This is a genomic window from Geodermatophilus sp. FMUSA9-8 (genome assembly GCF_037034165.1).
Taxonomy (GTDB): Bacteria; Actinomycetota; Actinomycetes; order Mycobacteriales; family Geodermatophilaceae; genus Geodermatophilus; species Geodermatophilus nigrescens.
Genome location: NZ_JBAGKE010000005.1, coordinates 25,937 through 42,888, shown reverse-complemented (window position 1 = coordinate 42,888; position 16,952 = coordinate 25,937). Strand labels below are relative to the sequence as shown.

At 76.9% G+C, this 16,952-nt stretch carries 19 protein-coding genes; 11 read left to right on the top strand and 8 right to left on the bottom strand.

Annotated elements, in window-relative coordinates; translation table 11 throughout:
- Positions 1–9: 9 nt before the first annotated feature.
- Entirely contained in the window at positions 10–2,271 is a 2,262-nt protein-coding gene (locus tag WA616_RS11890; protein WP_336030025.1) for a helicase C-terminal domain-containing protein, read from the bottom strand.
- A gap of 58 nt (positions 2,272–2,329) precedes the next feature.
- Between WA616_RS11890 and WA616_RS11885 the strand changes: the two genes are divergently transcribed.
- Both WA616_RS11885 and WA616_RS11880 read left to right on the top strand, forming a co-directional pair.
- Positions 2,330–2,860 carry a hypothetical protein gene (locus WA616_RS11885; RefSeq protein WP_336030023.1) on the top strand — a complete coding sequence of 177 codons (531 nt, stop codon included), beginning with the start codon at positions 2,330–2,332 and terminating at the stop codon, positions 2,858–2,860.
- A gap of 95 nt (positions 2,861–2,955) precedes the next feature.
- The gene (locus WA616_RS11880) at positions 2,956–3,183 is read left to right on the top strand and encodes a hypothetical protein (RefSeq protein ID WP_073419490.1); all 228 of its coding nucleotides are present in this window, start codon (positions 2,956–2,958) and stop codon (positions 3,181–3,183) included.
- A 45-nt stretch (positions 3,184–3,228) separates the two neighbouring features.
- On the opposite strand, the gene WA616_RS11875 is transcribed toward WA616_RS11880, so the two are convergent.
- Together WA616_RS11875 and WA616_RS11870 are read right to left on the bottom strand one after the other, a co-directional pair.
- Positions 3,229–3,546 carry a hypothetical protein gene (locus WA616_RS11875; protein WP_336030022.1) on the bottom strand — a complete coding sequence of 106 codons (318 nt, stop codon included), beginning with the start codon at positions 3,544–3,546 and terminating at the stop codon, positions 3,229–3,231.
- Between the two features lie 49 nt (positions 3,547–3,595).
- The gene (locus WA616_RS11870; RefSeq protein WP_336030020.1) at positions 3,596–4,363 is read right to left on the bottom strand and encodes an endonuclease/exonuclease/phosphatase family protein; all 768 of its coding nucleotides are present in this window, start codon (positions 4,361–4,363) and stop codon (positions 3,596–3,598) included.
- A gap of 72 nt (positions 4,364–4,435) precedes the next feature.
- On the opposite strand from WA616_RS11870, the gene WA616_RS11865 reads away from it, so the two are divergent.
- Both WA616_RS11865 and WA616_RS24500 read left to right on the top strand, forming a co-directional pair.
- Positions 4,436–5,029: a nucleotidyltransferase family protein gene (locus WA616_RS11865; RefSeq protein WP_336030018.1), complete on the top strand. Its 594-nt coding sequence runs from the start codon at positions 4,436–4,438 to the stop codon at positions 5,027–5,029.
- 78 nt (positions 5,030–5,107) lie between these two features.
- On the top strand, positions 5,108–5,503 hold the full coding sequence (locus WA616_RS24500; RefSeq protein ID WP_073418450.1) for a cold-shock protein: 396 nt from the start codon (positions 5,108–5,110) through the stop codon (positions 5,501–5,503).
- Positions 5,504–5,531: 28 nt separating this feature from the next.
- Here WA616_RS24500 and WA616_RS11855 read toward each other — a convergent pair whose 3' ends face one another.
- Complete coding sequence (locus tag WA616_RS11855) at positions 5,532–6,044, bottom strand: DUF2771 family protein (RefSeq protein ID WP_073418452.1); 513 nt, start codon at positions 6,042–6,044, stop codon at positions 5,532–5,534.
- Entirely contained in the window at positions 6,041–7,597 is a 1,557-nt protein-coding gene (locus WA616_RS11850; protein WP_336030014.1) for an MFS transporter, read from the bottom strand. The genes WA616_RS11855 and WA616_RS11850 overlap by 4 nt, the downstream gene beginning before the upstream one ends.
- Positions 7,598–7,776: 179 nt before the next feature.
- On the opposite strand from WA616_RS11850, the gene WA616_RS11845 reads away from it, so the two are divergent.
- Positions 7,777–8,589 carry a DUF3027 domain-containing protein gene (locus WA616_RS11845; protein ID WP_336030012.1) on the top strand — a complete coding sequence of 271 codons (813 nt, stop codon included), beginning with the start codon at positions 7,777–7,779 and terminating at the stop codon, positions 8,587–8,589.
- Positions 8,590–8,622: 33 nt separating this feature from the next.
- Here the strand turns inward: WA616_RS11845 and WA616_RS11840 are convergent, their stop codons facing one another.
- The gene (locus WA616_RS11840; RefSeq protein WP_336030010.1) at positions 8,623–9,060 is read right to left on the bottom strand and encodes an Lrp/AsnC family transcriptional regulator; all 438 of its coding nucleotides are present in this window, start codon (positions 9,058–9,060) and stop codon (positions 8,623–8,625) included.
- Between the two features lie 139 nt (positions 9,061–9,199).
- On the opposite strand from WA616_RS11840, the gene WA616_RS11835 reads away from it, so the two are divergent.
- Positions 9,200–10,507 (top strand): ArgE/DapE family deacylase, encoded by a 1,308-nt coding sequence (locus WA616_RS11835; RefSeq protein WP_336030008.1) that lies wholly within the window; start codon positions 9,200–9,202, stop codon positions 10,505–10,507.
- Positions 10,508–10,513: 6 nt separating this feature from the next.
- Here WA616_RS11835 and WA616_RS11830 read toward each other — a convergent pair whose 3' ends face one another.
- Positions 10,514–10,747 (bottom strand): DUF2530 domain-containing protein, encoded by a 234-nt coding sequence (locus tag WA616_RS11830; RefSeq protein WP_336030006.1) that lies wholly within the window; start codon positions 10,745–10,747, stop codon positions 10,514–10,516.
- A 108-nt stretch (positions 10,748–10,855) separates the two neighbouring features.
- Here WA616_RS11830 and WA616_RS11825 point away from each other — a divergent pair, with 108 nt between their 5' ends.
- The 5 genes from WA616_RS11825 to thpR all read left to right on the top strand — a co-directional run bounded on the left by WA616_RS11825 (position 10,856) and on the right by thpR (position 15,230).
- Entirely contained in the window at positions 10,856–12,400 is a 1,545-nt protein-coding gene (locus WA616_RS11825) for an NCS2 family permease (RefSeq protein ID WP_336030004.1), read from the top strand.
- A gap of 31 nt (positions 12,401–12,431) precedes the next feature.
- The gene (locus WA616_RS11820; protein ID WP_336030002.1) at positions 12,432–12,866 is read left to right on the top strand and encodes a MarR family winged helix-turn-helix transcriptional regulator; all 435 of its coding nucleotides are present in this window, start codon (positions 12,432–12,434) and stop codon (positions 12,864–12,866) included.
- Entirely contained in the window at positions 12,863–14,146 is a 1,284-nt protein-coding gene (locus tag WA616_RS11815) for an MFS transporter (RefSeq protein WP_336029999.1), read from the top strand. The genes WA616_RS11820 and WA616_RS11815 overlap by 4 nt, the downstream gene beginning before the upstream one ends.
- A 104-nt stretch (positions 14,147–14,250) precedes the next feature.
- Positions 14,251–14,676, top strand: a complete 426-nt coding sequence (locus WA616_RS11810) for a hypothetical protein (protein WP_336029997.1) — start codon at positions 14,251–14,253, stop codon at positions 14,674–14,676.
- Entirely contained in the window at positions 14,673–15,230 is a 558-nt protein-coding gene (gene thpR, locus WA616_RS11805; RefSeq protein WP_336030487.1) for an RNA 2',3'-cyclic phosphodiesterase, read from the top strand. The genes WA616_RS11810 and thpR overlap by 4 nt, the downstream gene beginning before the upstream one ends.
- Before the next feature lie 13 nt (positions 15,231–15,243).
- Here the strand turns inward: thpR and WA616_RS11800 are convergent, their stop codons facing one another.
- On the bottom strand, positions 15,244–16,869 hold the full coding sequence (locus WA616_RS11800; protein WP_336029996.1) for a peroxidase family protein: 1,626 nt from the start codon (positions 16,867–16,869) through the stop codon (positions 15,244–15,246).
- Positions 16,870–16,952 lie beyond the last annotated feature (83 nt).

The window sequence follows — 16,952 nt, the reverse complement described above, 5'->3', positions numbered from 1 at the left end:
TCTGTCAGGTCAACCGTTGCCGGCGGCCGGTGCTTCCTCCTCGACCAGCGCCACCGAGGTGATCCGGTGCACCGCGAAGGTGCGGTTCTCCTGCCGGCGCTCGTCCCAGCCCTGGAGGAAACCACCGGCCAGTGACACCGGCTGCACCACGCGCTGGCTGCCGCTGCCCTGCGCGTCGACGTAGCCGAGCCACACCGGCACGCCGTCGCGGATCGCGCGGGAGAGCACCTCCAGCGTGCCCGCCGTCGTCACGCCCGGGACCTGCCGGACCGGCGCCGCGGGCCGGGCGGCGAGGGCGGCGTCGCCGGCGCGGATCTCGCGCACGGTGGCGTCGGCCTCCGCCGCCGTCAGCGGGCGGCCCGCCGCGGCCGCCGGCAGCCCGGGACGGCGCCCCGCCGCCCGCGGCCGCGCCGGCGGGCGGGTGAGCACCGCGCCGCCCGGCGACTCCCCGGCCGGGGCGTACCCGGCGGCACGCAGCACGGTGAGCACCTCGTCGGCGCCCAGCCCGCTGACCAGCACGCCGGGCGCCAGGCGGCGCAGCTCGGCGTCGGCCGTCCGCCGGTCGCCGAGGACCTGGGAGAGCAGGCCGTGGTCGTCGGAGCGCACGTAGCACTCGATCGAGCCGACCCGCAGCCGGCCGTGCTGCCGGGCGACGTCGTCGACCAGGTAGTCCAGCGCCTGCGGCACCGGTGTGCGCGAGGCGCGGGTGAAGAACTCGTGCAGGTCGGTGGCCGACCAGCCCGCGTCCAGCGCCCGCCGCACCGACGCCTCCGACACCCGGAACACCGTGGCCCCGCCCGAGGACTCGACGTCGGCGACGACCGACAGCGTGTCGGCGAGCTCGGCCACCAGCGGCCCGGGCGCCACCAGCGTCAGGTCCGGCTGGGCGAGCACGTGGTCGACCGGCTCGGGCAGCAGCCCCTGCATCCCGTCGGCCGCGCCCTCCTCGCCGGCGCGCAGCAGCCCGCGCCCGCCCGAGGACAGCACCCCGCCCACCAGGACGCCGATGCGCGCGGCCTCGGCCAGCATGTCCGGCACCGGGGCCAGCCGGTCACCCCGCCTCGGCGTGCGCCACCGCAGCAGGTCCACCAGGTCGTCGGGGGCCAGGCCGCGGCCCGGCGGGTACCCGGCGAGCGCCTCCAGCGCCGAGCGGCGGATCGACGGCGCGGTGTGCCGCACGAGGTCGGGGGAGAGGGCGTTGACCGCCTTCCCGGCGACGTCGCGCTGCCCCACCAGCGACGGCAGCCGGGTGCTCGCCAGCCACCCGGCGGCGAGCGTCGCCCACCGGTCGGCCAGCGGCTGCTCCCGCCAGAGGTCGTAGCCGCGGGTGGGCAGCCACTCGTCGCGGTGCGGCCCGCCGACGTCGAGCAGCCCGGCCGAGAAGGCCAGCTCCAGCAGCCAGCCGGCGTCGGCCTCCGACACCGTCAGCGCCTTGGCCAGCCGCTTGCGGTCGCGGACGGCGACCCCGCCGCTGCGCAGCAGCCCGGCCGGCTCCTCCTCGAGCACCGCCAGCAGCTCGCCGATCCGCCCGACCGCCTCCAGCGCCGCACCCGCGGCCTGCCGGTCGACGACGGCCCGGTCGCGCTCGACCACCGCCGGTCGCGGCTCCACCCGCGAGGGGCCGAGCGGCTCGGTGCCCCGCAGCAGCAGGCCGATCTCGCGCGGCAGCTCCACGTTGAGCGCGTCGATGCGGGCCAGCAGCCCGGCCTGCAGCAGCCGCCGCGCCGGCGACGCGGTGCCGCCGCCGGCCTCGGGCAGGTGACCCACGGGGCGGTCGCCGGCCAGGCGCTCGAGCACCTGCCGCTCGGCCGGCTCCAGCGCGGCGACGGCGGCGGGCAGGTCGGCCGGCAGCGTCACCCGCAGCTCGGCGGCGCGGCGCCCGAGCCCCGCGGGGTAGCGGACGGCGCGCCGCACCTGGTCGGGGGCGTGCAGGACGTCGTCGCCCCACAGCAGCGCCCGCGTGGTGAGCCGCTCGACCGCGTCCGCGACGACGTCCTCGGGGAGCCCGCGCAGGGCGCCCACGACCTCGGCGGCGTCCACCCCGTCGGTGGGCGCGAGCAGCACGACGTCGAGCACCTGGAGGGTGGCGGCGTCGAGGTCGTCGAGCGCGCGGTCGACGGAGACCGGCACCGCCAGCCGGCTGGCCAGCGCGACGACGTCCGACGGCGCGGGGCGCGCCACGTCGGGACGGGCGGCCAGCAGCGCCGCGAGCTGGGCGTCACTGCGGGTGCGCAGCCACGCGGCCAGCGTGGCGGGACGGTCGGCAGGCATCCGGACCACGTTACGTCCACCGCCCGGGACACCGCCCGTGCCCTGCGACGATGACGTCGTGCAACCGGCCGCCGACGACCCGCACACCCGGACCGCCCTCGAGGGCTACCGGGCCGGCGCGCTGCGCTGGCTCGTCGGCGGCGCCATCGCCGTCGTCCTCGCCGTGCTGCTCGGCGCGGTCGCGGTCAGCCTCGCCGACGACCGCGGCCGCCCGGTCCCGCTGGCCGGGCTCGTCGTCGTCGCGCTCGCCGTCGGCGGCGCCTGCGCGGTCGCCGCGGGCCTCGGCGCCCTGGCCCGGGCGACCCGCTGGCGACGGGCGCTGTCGGCCGTCCCGTGGCAGCGCGGGCTGCTGCGGATCGCCGGCCCGGCGATCGTCGCCTTCGAGCCGGAGGGCTACGACGAGTGGGACCCCGACGACGAGCCGGTGCGGCTGCGGCTGGTGAGCACCTCGGTCTGGCGCACCCGGCAGGTGCAGGCCCTCGACGGCGGGGAGGTGCGCGCGGCGCCCGTGGGCGGCGGGCAGTGGGTGCTCGCCGCCGAGGGGCTGCCCACGCTCTTCGGCGCCCGCACGGCCCGGCGGCCGCGCTGACCGTGTCGGGGGAGACCTGCTGCGGGTAGGAGCCCGCGCACGGGAGAATGGCGGGGACGCGCACCCCCGGGGTGCGCCCGGAGCACGGAGGCGACATGGCCAAGCGCAAGGAGAAGCACGCCCACCTGGTCGAGCCGACCTGGGGACAGTCGGAGAACGCCGGCCCGCCGGTCACCGAGCTGCTCGGTGAGATGGCCGGGTCGCTGTCCCCGTTCGGCGAGGACCACAGCTTCCCCCTGCCGCCGGAGCGGATCCGCTACGCGCACCCCACCGACAAGCCCAACCGGGCCGGGGTGCAGCTGCCGGAGAACCGGCGCCCCTGAGCCCCTCCCCGCGCCGCCGCCGGCTCCGGCGGCGGCGCGGGCGCGTCAGGACCGGGACGGCGACGGCGCCAGCCGGGTGAGCAGCCTCGACACGAGGTTGCCGGCCACGACCCAGACCAGCGCGGCGAGCGCGGCGTTGACCGTCTCGCCGGTCTTCGGGTCCGACGGCCGGAACAGGTCGACGGTGAACCAGCCGAGGTCGCGGCGCACCGACGCCGCGGCCGACACCAGCGAGTTCGCCGGGTTCGCCTCGAAGAACGTGAAGACCGCGTGCACCACGATGACGACGGCGACCAGCGACGCGACCACGCGCACCGCGGACGCGACCAGGGTGAACGCGCGGGTCCCGACGTCGGCAGCCATGCGCGCATCGTGACACCGGACACTGTCACGACGCCAACCGCCTGCCCGATCAGGTGGGTTCGACGTCGACCACGAGCGCGCGGTGGTCCGACAGCGGCAGCCGCACCGCCTCGGCCGGGCCGGTCGCCCGCAGCCCGCCGCGCACCAGCACGTGGTCCAGCTGGCGGGTCGGCTCCTCCAGCGGGAACGTCGGGCCCGACGCCAGGGGCCGCAGCCCGCTGACCCGCCGGGCCTTCGGCGGCTCCATGTTGAGGTCGCCGAGCACGACGAGCGGCTCGCGCGTGCCCCGCATCGACCGCACGAGACGGCGCAGCTGCACCGTGTTCCAGTACGGCACGAACGACAGGTGGGTGCAGGCCACGGTGAACTGACCGTGCGGGCCGTCCACCACCGCCGCCACCGCGACCCGCGGCTCCTCGCTGACCAGCTTCGGCGCCCGGGCGCCGGGGAACCACACCGGCACGCGGCCCCGCAGCGCCGGCAGCCGGACCACCCGCCAGGAGACGACGGGGTGGCGCGAGAGCAGCGCGATGCCGTAGCTCGCCGCGCCGGGCTGCTCGTCGCCGGTCGCCGCCATCCACGTCCCGCCGGGGGTGCCCGACAGCGCGGCGACGAACTGGGAGTCGACGGCACCCATCGCCTCGGCGGCCACGGCGGTCAGGTCGGCGTTCATCGACCGCGGCTGGTCGCGGTCGACCTCCTGCAGGCCCAGGACGTCGGCGTCCAGCGCCTTCACCGCCGTGGCGAGCCGGTCGACGTCGACCCGGTCGTCCTCCGGTGAGCGCCCGTGCAGGATGTTGAAGGTCGCGATGCGCACCCGCTCCCCGTGCCCCGGGCGGTCCCGGTTCACCCGTGCGTGAGCAGTTCGGCCCCGGGTAGCAGCACCCCCGTGCAGCCCTCCGACCGCGACGAGATCCGGGACCTCCTCAAGCGCACCGCCGTGGCCCTCAAGGAGGGCGGCGTGCCCTTCGCCCTGTGCGGCGGCTACGCGGCGTGGGTCCGCGGCGCACCCGAGCCCGACCACGACGCGGACTTCCTGGTGACCGCCGACGAGGCCGAGCGGGCGGTCAAGGTCCTGCGCGACGCCGGCCTGGAGGTCGAGGACCCGGCCGAGGACTGGCTGACCAAGGTCGTGCAGGGCAACTCGTTCGTCGACGTCCTGTGGCGCACCTGCGGCCACCCCGTCGAGGCCGACCTCATCGAGCGCTCCGAGGAGCGGTCCGTGCTGTCGGTGCACATGCCCGTGCTCGCGGCCACCGACATCCTCACCACGAAGCTGATGGCCCTCGACGAGCACTACTGCGACCTCGCCCGCCTGCTGCCCGTGGCACGGGCGCTGCGCGAGCAGGTCGACTGGGCCACGGTGCGCCGGGAGGTCGCCGACAACGACTTCGCCTCGGTCTTCCTCGACCTGCTCGGCCGCCTCGGCGTCGTCGACCCGGCGGAGTTCGCGGACGGCGGGGGCGTCCGGGCGGACGGCTAACCTGGGGACGCGGCAGTCCTGCCGCCGACGCCGGCACCCGTGCCGGACCACCCCAGCGAGCGACCGAGGGATCTCACCGTGCCCACCGGCAGAGTCAAGTGGTTCAACCCCGAGAAGGGGTTCGGCTTCCTCTCGCGCGAGGACGGGCCCGACGTCTTCGTGCACAAGGACGCGCTGCCCTCCGGCACGGCCGAGCTCAAGCCCGGCCAGCGGGTGGAGTTCGGCATCGTCGCCGGCCGGCGGGGTGACCAGGCGCTGCAGGTCCGCGTCCTCGACCCGCTGCCGTCGGTGGCGGCCAAGGTGGCCGAGGCGAAGCGGAAGAAGCCCGACGAGCTCGTCCCGATCATCGAGGACCTCATCCGGCTGCTCGACGACGTCTCCACCTCGCTGCGCCGCGGCCGGCACCCCGACCGCGCCGAGTCGCGCAAGGTCGCGGCGGTGCTGCGCGCCGTCGCCGGCGACCTGGAGGCCTGAGGCCCGGACGGGGGGCCTGCGGGCGGGCTCAGCCGGCGGGGGTGGCCGACGGCGCCGTCGGCGTCGGCTCGACCACCTCGCCGCCGGCGCGCAGGAAGCCGACCGGCCACGAGCCGGTCAGCAGGCACTCGCCGTGCCGGTCCTCGACGACGACGAGGTAGAACGCCGCCGGGACGACGTCGGAGCTGGTGATCCCCTCGTAGGTGGTCGTGCCGGCCTCGACGTCGACCTCGCCGATCCGCTCCTCGAGCCGCTCATCGAAGACCTGCACGCTCCAGCCGTTGGCGGCCACGTCGTCGGGCACGGTCAGCGCGATCGGGGTGCCGGGGGAGACCTCGATGATCGGCGGGGTCACCCCGCTGTAGCGCTGGCCCTCGCCCTCGGCGCAGTACTGCGTGGGGCGAGCGGTGACCTCCTGCGGCCCGGCGGTCACGGTGACGTCGGGCGGGGTGTCCGACGCCGAGGGGCCGCCGCAGCCGGCCAGCACGACGGGGAGCGCGCCGGCCAGGACGAGGGCGGCGGCGCGGGGGGAGGAGCTCACGGGCGGGGTGCCTCCGGCACGGTCGGGGCGTCGGGCGCGGGCCAGGCCTGCGGTCCGGCGCCGGGCACGGTGGGTGCCTCGGGGTCGACGGGCCGCCAGCTGCGCCGCCGCGGGGTCCACAGCACCAGGCCGACGGCGAGGACGAGCAGCGCGGCGGCCACGGTGAACCCGAGCCAGCCGATCGGGGGGAGCGCGATGCCGATGGCGCCGCCGACCACCCAGGCCAGCTGCAGCACCGTCTCCGAGCGGGCGAACGCCGAGGCCCGCAGGCTCTCCGGGACCTCGCGCTGGATGATCGCGTCGAGCGCGACCTTGCCCAGCGCGTTGGCGACCGCCGAGACGCCCGCGACCGCGGCCGCCGTCGCGAGGCCGAAGAAGACCGCCGCGAGCACGGTGACGGCGGCGGCCACGCCGGCCGACCAGACCACAACCCGGTCGGGGTCGGCGGAGTGCAGCCGCGACCCGACGCCGGTGCCCAGGACGCTGCCGGCCCCCGCGGCGCCGGCGATCGCGCCGAGCGCCAGCGTGGACTCCCAGCCACCCTCGACGGTGGCCTGCACCAGGAACGCCGAGAAGATCGTGAGGAAGCCGCCGAGACCGCGCAGCGCGGCGTTGGCCCGCAGCGCGAGCACCACGTGCGGGTTGACCGGGCGGCGCCGGCGGCCGGCCACCGGGACCTCGCCGGTGCTCAGCACGTCGGCGGGCTGCTCGCCGGTGGGGACGTCGACGTGCCGGGGCAGCCGGACGGCCAGGACGCCGGTGACGGCGAAGACGACCGCGGTGACCCACAGCAGGGGCGGGAAGCCGAACGCCCAGGCCAGCCCCGCGCCGATCCCGCCGAAGACGCCCGCGGTGACCAGGCCGAACACCGACAGCCGGGCGTTGGCCGACGTCAGCGACATCGCGCCGGGCAGCACCCGCGGGACGACGGCGGCGCGCAGCACGTTGTGCGCCTTGGACAGCACGAGCACGCCGAGGGCCGCGGGGTAGAGCCACCAGTCGTCCTGGTGGGCGGCCATGACCAGCGCCAGCAGCGCCCGCCCGAAGGAGGCCGCGCCGAGCGCCCAGCGGCGGCCGCGCTGCAGCCGGTCCAGCAGCGGGCCGATCACCGGCGCGACGACGGCGAACGGCGCCATCGTCACCAGCAGGTAGAGCGCCACGTTGCCGCGCTGGGCGTCGGCCGCCGCGGCGAAGAAGAGGGTGCCGGCCAGCGAGACGGCGATCATCGCGTCGCCGGCCATGTGCATCGCGTTGACCCACAGCAGCTGGGTCAGCCCGCTCTCCCCGGCGCCGTCGGCCCGGCTGGCCCGCCGGACCCGGGCGACACCGGCGCGGGTCAGCTCCCGGCTGCGGGCGACGGCGACGCGGGTGACGGTGACCCGCGGCTCCGCCGCGGACCGCGGCGCGGGCGCAGGCTCCGGCTGCGGGACCGTCGGCGGTGCGGCGGGCAGAGCCTGCGGCGGCGGGCCGTAGCCCGGGTCGTACGGCGGCGGGCCGTACCCCGGCGGCGGCCCGTGTCCCGGCTGGGGGAGGTCGAGCGGGGCGGTGTCCATCCGGTCGGACGCGGGCGGCCCGGTCCGTGCGCGGCGCAGCGGACCCCGGCGGGACCCGGGCGGACGCGAGGACGGCACGCCCCCATGGTGCCGTACCGACCTGGGCGTCCGGGGCGACCGTGATCACGGTCCCGGCCCGGCGCGCGGGTGCCTCCCGGCGCGTCTGGGACGATGGACGGGTGCGCCCGGACCCCGACCCCGCCCCCGCGGGCAGTGACGTGCTGACCGCCGCCGTCGACACCGCCCGCGCCGCGGCCGAGGAGACGGCCGGCGACCCCGCGCTGGTCGGCGAGCACCTCGGCGCGGCCGCCGAGCCGCTCGGCCCCGCGGCCGGGGGCGTGGACGAGGCCGCGCTCGGCGCGGTGGTCACCCACTCCTTCGCCAGCCGGCTGCCCGGCTACGCCGGCTGGCACTGGGCCGTCACCCTGGCCGCCGTCCCCGGCGCGGGCGAGGTCACCGTCGACGAGGTCGTGCTGCTGCCCGGCGACGCCGCGCTGCTGGCGCCGGCCTGGGTGCCCTGGCACGAGCGGCTGCGCCCCGGCGACCTGTCGGTCGGCGACGTGCTCCCGGCCACCGAGGACGACCCGCGGCTCGTCCCCTCCTACACCGCTGACGACGACGCGGCCGCCGACCCCGAGGCGCAGGCCGTGGCCACCGAGGTGGGCCTGGGCCGCGAGCGGGTGCTGTCGCCCGAGGGCCGCGGCGGCGCCGCCGCCCGCTGGCTGGCCGGCGACTTCGGCCCGCGCGCCCCGATGGCCCGACAGGCCCCCGGACCGTGCGGTACCTGTGGCTTCTTCCTGCCGCTGGCCGGGTCGCTGCGCGGCCTGTTCGGCGCCTGCGGCAACGAGTACTCCCCGGCCGACGGCCGCGTCGTCGCCGTCGAGTACGGCTGCGGCGCGCACAGCCAGGCCACCCTGGCCGCGGGCGAGCCGGCGGAGGTCGTGACGTCGGCCCGCTACGACACCGCGGACTTCGACGTCCTCACCGACTGACCACCGCGGCCGCGCGGCCTCAACTCCGCGGCCTCAGCTGCGCGGCCGGTCGATGAGCCGGGAGAGCACCACCGCGCTCTCCGTCCGGGCGACGGTGGGCAGCGCCCGCAGCCGGCGCACGGCGCGCTCGAGCTCGGCGGTGTCGCGGGCCTGGAGCCGCAGCACGGCGTCGGCGGTGCCGGAGATCGTCGTCGCCTGCACGACCTCGGGCACGTCCTCGAGCTGGCGGCGCACCTCCTCCGGGTCCGGCGCCCCCTCGCAGTAGACCCACACGTAGGCCTCCACGGACCACTCCAGGACGGCGGGGTCGAGCACGGCGGTGAACCCGCGGATCGCCCCGCTGCGGAGCAGGCGGTCGACGCGCCGCTTCACCGCCGGGGCGCTCAGCGACACCTCCGCTCCGATGCGGCCGTAGGTGGTCCGGGCGTCGCGCACGAGCCGCTGCACGATCGCCCTGTCCAGCTCGTCCACCGCGGTCCTCCGTTGCGTCGGGTGTCCTGCAGACGCAACGGATCGTAGGTCGGACGCAGCCGATGGGACTCCCGCCGGACGCCCGCGCTCCCTAGCGTTCCCGTCGCCCGCCACGGTGGCGGCCGGCGGAGGAGGAGACGTGACGCTGACGGGGTGGGCGCCCGAGACCGGGGCGCCGCGGGGCGGGACCAGCCGGGTCGAGGAGGCCGTCCTCGACGCCCTCGACGTCGCCGCGCTGCACCGGACCCTGGCCGACCTCGTGCGCGTGCCCAGCGTGACCGGCAGCGACGCCGAGTCCGAGCTGCTCGCCGGCCTGGCGGAGCGCACCGCGCGCGCCGGGATGGACGTCGACCACTGGCGGCTCGACGTCGACGCGCTCGCCGCCCGGCCGGGCTTCCCCGGCACGGAGGTGCCGCGGCGCGAGGCGTGGGGGCTGGTGGCCTCGACCGGGACCGGCGACGGGCCGACCGTTGTGCTCCAGGGACACGTGGACGTGGTCCCGCCCGGCGACCCCCGGCGGTGGGGCGGCGACCCGTGGACGCCCCGGCCGGCCGGTCCCCGCCTGTACGGCCGGGGCGCCTGCGACATGAAGGCCGGGGTGGCCGCCGACCTCGCGGTCGCCGAGGCGGTGCTGGCCAGTGGCGTGCGGCTGCCCGGCCGGCTCGCGCTGCACCTGGTCGGCGGCGAGGAGGACGGCGGCCTGGGCGCCTTCGCGACGCTGGCACGCGGGCACCGCGGGGACGCCTGCGTCATCACCGAGCCCACCAGCGGCACCCTCACCACCGCGGCCGGTGGCGCGCTCACCTTCCGGCTGGTCGTCCCGGGCGAGCCGGCGCACGGCAGCACCCGCTGGGCCGGGCACAGCGCGGTGGAGCACTTCGGGTACCTCGACGCCGTGCTGCGCGAGCTCGAGGCCGAGCGCAACGCCGTCGTCGACCCGCTCATGGCCGAGTACCCCGTCGCGCACACGCTCTCGATCGGGACCGTCGTGGCCGGCGACTGGGCCAGCACCGTGCCCGACTCCCTCACCGCCACCGGCCGCCTGGGCGTGCGCCTGGACGAGGACCCCGCCGACGCGCGCGCCGCCGTCGAGGAGCGCCTGGCCGCCGCCTGCGCCGGGCACCCGTTCCTGCGGGCGCACCCGGTCGAGGTGACGTGGTCCGGCGGGCAGTTCGCCCCGGGGCGCACGCCGGCCGGCGCCCCGCTGCGGGACGTGGTGGCCTCGGCCCAGGCCGACCTGACCGGCACCGCGCCGCGGGAGCGGGGCGTGCCCTACGGCAGCGACCTGCGGCTCTACGCCGCCGAGGGCGTCCCGACGCTGCACTACGGCCCCGGCGACGTCGTGCACGCCCACTCCTACGACGAGCACGTCGACCTGACCGAGCTGACCGCGGTCACCCGCGTGCTGGCCCTGGCGACGGTGCGCCTGCTGGCGGGCCGGCCGTAGGAGCGCTCAGCCCGCGTCGGGCCCGCGGCGGCCCAGCTGACCCTGCCAGCGCATGATCGCGAGCCCCAGGAAGGGCAGCCCGATCCCCGCCACGCAGGTCCAGGTCCAGGTCCGGTCCAGCCGGTCGCCGAGCAGCAGCACGACGACGAGCGCCACCACCCACAGGCCGATCCCGGCCAGGACGACGCGGGCGGTGTCGACGCGCAGCGGGGGCGGAGCCTGCTTCAGGGGGCCGGGCACGCCTGCGACCCTAGGCCCGCCCGCTCGCGATCCTGCGGAGAGGCCGGCGCGGCGTGTGGCACGCTCTTGCCGCTCGTCGCCCGGTCGCAGCAGCACGCAGGAGCCCGCATGCCCGAGAAGTCCCGACCCTCCCGCGGTGCCTCCGCCGCCCGGCCCGCCGCGCGGACGGCGACCGGGGACACCCCCGCCGACGTCGCCGCCGGCACGCCGGCCCCGCGCCGCAGCGACGGCCCGCAGCTGCGGCCGCGCAACGGGCTGGACCGCTACTTCGGCATCAGCGCCCGGCGCAGCACGGTCGGCCGCGAGGTGCGCGGCGGGCTGACCACCTTCTTCACGATGGCCTACATCGTGGTGCTCAACCCGATCATCCTGTCCGGCGCCGACGTCACCGGGGCCACACTGCCCTTCGGTGCGGTCGCCGCGGTGACCGCGCTGGTCGCCGGCGCGCTGACCGTCGTCATGGGCGTCGTGGGCCGCTACCCGTTCGCGCTGGCCACGGGGCTCGGCATCAACGCGATCGTCGCCGTCTTCGCCGCCACCCAGCTGTCCTGGCCGGAGATCATGGGCCTGGTCGTGCTCGAGGGCCTGCTCATCACCGTGCTGGTGCTCACCGGGTTCCGCCGGGCGGTGTTCGAGGCGATCCCGCCGCAGCTCAAGACCGCGATCGCCGTCGGCATCGGCTTCTTCCTCACCATCATCGGCCTGGCCGACGCCGGCGTGATCCGGCCCGGCTCGCCGCTGATCAGCTTCGGCGTGGGCGGGCAGCTCGCCGGGTGGCCGCTGCTGGTGTTCGTCGTCGGCCTGCTGCTCACCGCGGTGCTCGTCGTGCGCCGGGTGAAGGGCGCCCTGCTCATCGGCATCGTCGCCGCGACGGTGCTCGCGATCGTCGTCGAGGCGGTGGCCGACGTCGGGCCGCGGTTCGCCGAGGACGGCACCGAGAACGCGCGCGGCTGGGCGCTGCAGGTGCCCGCGCTGCCCGACGACGTCGTCGGCGCCCCCGACCTGTCGATCATCGGCCAGTTCTCGCTGTTCGGCGGGTTCGAGCGGATCGGCGTCGTCGCCGCGCTGCTCATCGTCTTCTCGATCATGATCGCCGACTTCTTCGACACCGTCGGCACGGTCACCGCGGTCGGCGCCGAGGGCCGCCTGCTCGACGAGAACCGCAACCTGCCGGGCTCCCAGCCGGTGCTGCTGGTCGACTCGCTCGCCGCCGCGGCCGGTGGCGCGGCGAGCGTCTCGTCGAACACGACCTACATCGAGAGTGCCTCCGGTGTCGCCGACGGCGCCCGCACGGGGCTGGCCAGCGTCGTCACCGGCGTGCTGTTCCTCGTGGCGATGTTCTTCACGCCGCTGGTGCAGGTGGTGCCGTCGGAGGCCGCCGCCCCCGCGCTGGTGATCGTGGGCGCGCTGATGATCAGCCAGATCCGCACCCTCGAGTGGGACGACATGAGCCTGGTCATCCCGGCCTTCCTCACCATCGCCCTCATGCCGTTCACCTACTCGATCACCAACGGCATCGGCGCCGGCGTCATCAGCTACGTGCTGCTGCGGACGGCGGTCGGCCGGCGGCGCGAGGTCCACCCGCTGATGTGGGTCATCGCGGTGCTGTTCCTCGTCTACTTCGCGCTGGAGCCGCTCCAGCAACTGTTCTGAGCACTGCTAACGACCCGGGTAGGCTGGTCCCGTGACGAGGTCGACGCTGGACACCGCGGCGCTCGCCCACGACCTGCGCCTGGCCGTCATGCGGTTCTCCCGGCGGCTGCGCAACCAGCGGGTCGACACCTCCGTCACGCTCACCCACCTGGCCGCGCTGTCGACGCTCAAGCGGCACGGCCCCATGAGCCCGGGGGAGCTCGCCGCGCACGAGCGGGTGCAGCCGCCGTCGATGACCCGCGTCGTCGTCGCGCTCGAGGGCCGGGGCCTGGTCACCCGGACCCCGCACCCGACCGACGGCCGGCAGGTGGTCATCGGCCTCACCGACGCCGCCGAGACGCTGCTCACCGAGGAGGCCCGGGCGCGCGAGGCGTGGCTGTCGGGCCGGCTGCAGAGCCTGACCGCGGAGAAGCGGGCCGTCCTGCGCGAGGCCGCCGAGATCATGGAGGAGCTCGCCGGTGGGTGACGTCCACGGCTGCTGAGACCGCCACCGCGGAGGTCGCGGATCCGGGCCACGGGTCCTTCCGCTCCCTGCGGGTGCGCAACTTCCGGCTCTACGCGTCGGCGAACCTGGTCAGCCTGACCGGGACGTGGATGCAGCGCATCGGCCAGGACTGGCTGGTCCTGCAGCTCTCCGGCGACAGCGGCGTCGCCCTCGGGCTGGTGACCGCGCTGCAGTTCGGGCCGACGCTGGTCCTCGGCCTGCTCGGCGGCGTCCTGGCCGACCGCCACGACAAGCGCCGCGTCCTCGTCGTCACCCAGGCGCTCATGGGCCTGCTCGCGCTGTGCCTGGCGACGCTCGTGGTCACCGACGCGATCGCGCTGTGGCACGTGTTCGTCCTCGCCGCGGGCCTCGGCTCGGTGGCCGCGGTCGACGCGCCGGTGCGCCAGGCGTTCGTCTCGGAGATGGTCGGTCCCGGCCTGCTCGCCAACGCCGTCGGGCTCAACTCGACGATCTTCAACGGCGCCCGGCTGGTCGGCCCGTCGCTGGCCGGCCTGCTCATCGGCGCCGCCGGCGGCGACACCGCGCCGGCGTTCTTCGTCAACGCCGCCAGCTTCGTGTCCACCATCGCCGCGCTGTCGGCGATGCGGCCCGACGAGCTGCACCGCAGCGCGCCGGTGGCCCGCGGCCGCGGGCAGCTGCGCGCGGGCCTCGCCTACGCCTGGAACCGCGCCGACCTGCGGCTGGCCATGGTGCTGGCCTTCGTCATCGGCACCTTCGGCTTCAACTTCCAGGTGACCATCGCGCTGATGGCCCGCGAGGTGCTCGACCTGGGCGCCGAGGGCTTCGGCCTGCTCTCCACGCTGTTCGCGGTCGGTTCGCTGTCCGGCGCGTTCGTCTCCACCCGGCGCAGCGCCCGTCCGCGGCGGCGGTTCCTCGTGGTGTCCGCGGTCGTCTTCGGGCTGCTCACCGTGGTGTGCGGGCTGGTCTCCGGGTTCTGGCCGTTCGCCGTCCTGCTGGTGCCCACGGGCGCCGCGGCCCTGGTGTTCAGCGTGGCCAACAACAGCTTCGTCCAGCTCGGCGCCGACCCGCAGGTGCGCGGGCGGGTGATGGCGCTGTACTTCACCTGCTTCATGGGCGGCACGCCGCTCGGGGCGCCGCTGGTCGGCTGGGTGAGCGAGCACCTCGGCGCGCGGTGGGGGATGTCGCTCGGCGGGGCGGTCGTCGTCGTCGCCGGGGTGGCGGCCGGGTTGTCGCTGCTGCGCGCCCGCCGGTCGCCCGGGGCGGCCGTCCCGGGGCGCTGACCGGCGCCCTGAGCGGGGCGCCGACCGGTGACGTGGCGGGGGACACTCCGCCGACGTACCGTCGCGGCCACCGCCGTCCCCCGGTCGCCACGGGAGCGCGCCGCATGAGCCCGATGGTCCCCGCCCTGCTCCAGCTCGCCGGCATCACCGCGATGCTCGTCGGCGCCTTCGCCGCGCTCGGCTTCCTCTTCCGCCTGTTCTCCGGCCAGTTCACCCAGGACCTGCGCGCCCGCCGCCGCGCGCGGGAGGCCGCCGCCGGCACCGCGCCCCCGACCCCGGTGCACCGGCCCGTGCAGGCGGTCGCCGCCGACCTGCGCCGGCTGGCCCGCCAGCTCGACGCCGTGCCGGCCGGGTCGCCGCAGGTGCGCCGCCGCGGCTTCCAGGCGGCCTACGACGACGTGCTGGTGGAGGCGGCCGCCCAGTTCGCCGTGCCGACGACGCTGCGGCGCCTGCCACCCGGCTTCCCGCGCGACGTGGAGCGGCTGCGGGTGGAGACGGCGCTGGCCGCGGCCGGCCTGGTGGTGCGCTGACCGGGCCGGCGCCGCTGCGGCTGTTCGTCGCCGTCGCCCCGCCCGCGGCCGCCCGTGCCTCGCTCGCCGAGGCGCTGGCTCCGCTGCGCGGGGCCCCGGGGGCGCCGCGCTGGGGCGACCCGGCCCGCTGGCACCTCACCCTGCTGTTCCTCGGTGCGGTGCCGCCGGAGCTGCTGCCCGGCCTGACCGCCGCCGTCGGGGCCGCCGTCGCCCCGACCCCGCCGGCCACGCTGCGGCTGGCCGGTGCCGGGCGCTTCGGCCCGCGGCGCCGGCCGCAGGTGCTCTGGGCCGGGGTGGACGGCGACGTCGGCGTGCTCGCCGACCTGGCCGCGCGGCTGGCCGGCGCCGCCCGGGGCCTCGGGCTGCCGGTGGAGGACCGGCCGTTCCGGCCGCACCTGACGCTGGGCCGCTGGGACCCGCGCCGTCCGGCCGACGCCGACCTGCCCGACCGGCTGGCCGGCCACCGGGGCCCGTCGTGGCCGGTGCGCGAGGTGTCCCTCGTGCGCAGCTCCGCGGGCCGCCACGACCCCCTCGGCACGTGGCCGGTGGGCTGAGCGCGGCCGCCGGTCAGGGAGCGGCGGGCACCGGTGCGGTCGACCCCGGCTCGGTCTCGGCGTCGGGCTCGGCCTCGTCGTCGGGCTCGGGGAGCTCCTCCTCGGGCTGCTCGGGCTGCTCGGTCGCCCGCGGGTCGATGGCGTCGGCCCAGAGCAGGAAGTCGCCGAAGCCGTAGCCCGCCCCGGGGTCGAGGTCCGGCTTCGCCGTGAAGTACGAGGAGGTGTCGCAGGCCATCAGCCCGAGGACCACCTCGGCGACGATCGTGCCGCCGACCGGCCCCAGCCGGGTGCCGCCGAGCAGCTCGGCCTCCTTGAGCACGTAGAACCACAGCGGCGCCTTGCCCCGCCAGCCCGGGTCGGTCAGCCCCAGCTGCGCGTTGGTCAGCGGGGTCAGCCCCATGGCGACGGCGACGTCCTGGCCGGCCGGCAGCCCCAGCCGCTTGCCGCGCAGCAGGTTGCGCTCGGCCAGGGACACGATGGCCCCGGCGACCGGCGCGACGACGGTGGACGGCAGCCGCGACAGCGGCAGCGACAGCTGGGTGTCGATCAACCGGGCCGAGTTGCGGTCGTCGGGCGTGCTCATGCCGGGGATCTCGAAGAAGTAGTTCCAGTCGATCCACAGGTCCGCGGGGACCGGCCGGTTGCCGCGCAGGTCGGGGTGGCCGTCGGCGCCGAAGATCGGGACGGTGAGCCGGTCGTGCACCTCGTACTCGGCGCGGATCATGCTGTGCCCGAAGCGGTAGGCCGCGCCGGAGAACTCCACGGGCATGTAGGGCTTGCGCGGGTTGCGGGGCTTGTAGAACCGGCCGAGGAACTCGATCGGCTTGGCGCGGCGGCGGCGCAGCAGGCGGTCCACCACGTCGCGGCCGACGATGCGCGGCAGGTAGTCGTTGACGATGAGCCACTGGTAGTGCCAGCGGACCTGCTGCTGGGCCTGCTCGAAGGTGCTGCCCGCGTCGCGCAGCCGGTTGTGCAGCCGCAGGAACACCGCGTGCAGCTGGGCGACGACGAGGTTCTCGTCGTTGCGCGGGTCGCCGAGCCAGGCCGCGCCGACCTCGTCGCGCGGCAGGTCGCGCACGCCGTCGTGGTCGTTGCACAGCAGGTACCCCGGGCGGGCCGGGTCGTAGAGCTCGGGACTGCCGGCCGGCCCGCGGCCGTAGACGCTGGCCAGGTCGAAGCGGGGCGAGTCGTAGTTGACCGTCCCCCGGGGGTCCTGCTGCTGCAGGGTCAGCGGCGTCCGGTCCAGCGTCATGTCGTGGTCGATGAACTGGCCGAGGTAGATGTAGCCGGCCGGCATCCCCGGGTTGTCGAAGGCGACGTCGGAGTCCGCGACGTCGGACAGCGGCCGCTTGCCGTCGTTCATCGCGACCGCCAGCCCGGCCAGCAGCGCGTCCGGGGGGTCGAAGGCCGGCAGCTGCTTGAACATCAGCCCGAAGCGGGCCTCGCTGCCCCGGCCGTTCCGGACCGCGACGTCGCTGCCGCGCGGGTCACCGACCGCGTGCGACGCACGGGGGGCCCGGCGCCGCGCCGCAGCCGGCCGCGCGGGCGCGGGGGCCGCAGGTGCGGCCTGCGCCGTGCCGCCCAGGACCGGCAGCACGGCGAGCGCGGCCAGCCCGGCGAGCACCGAGCGCCGCGACACCCGGGCCGCACCTGGTGCCGCCGCGCCGCTGAACGGACACCCGGCCTGCTCCTCGTGATCGTGCACGGCACCGCCCCCGGTCC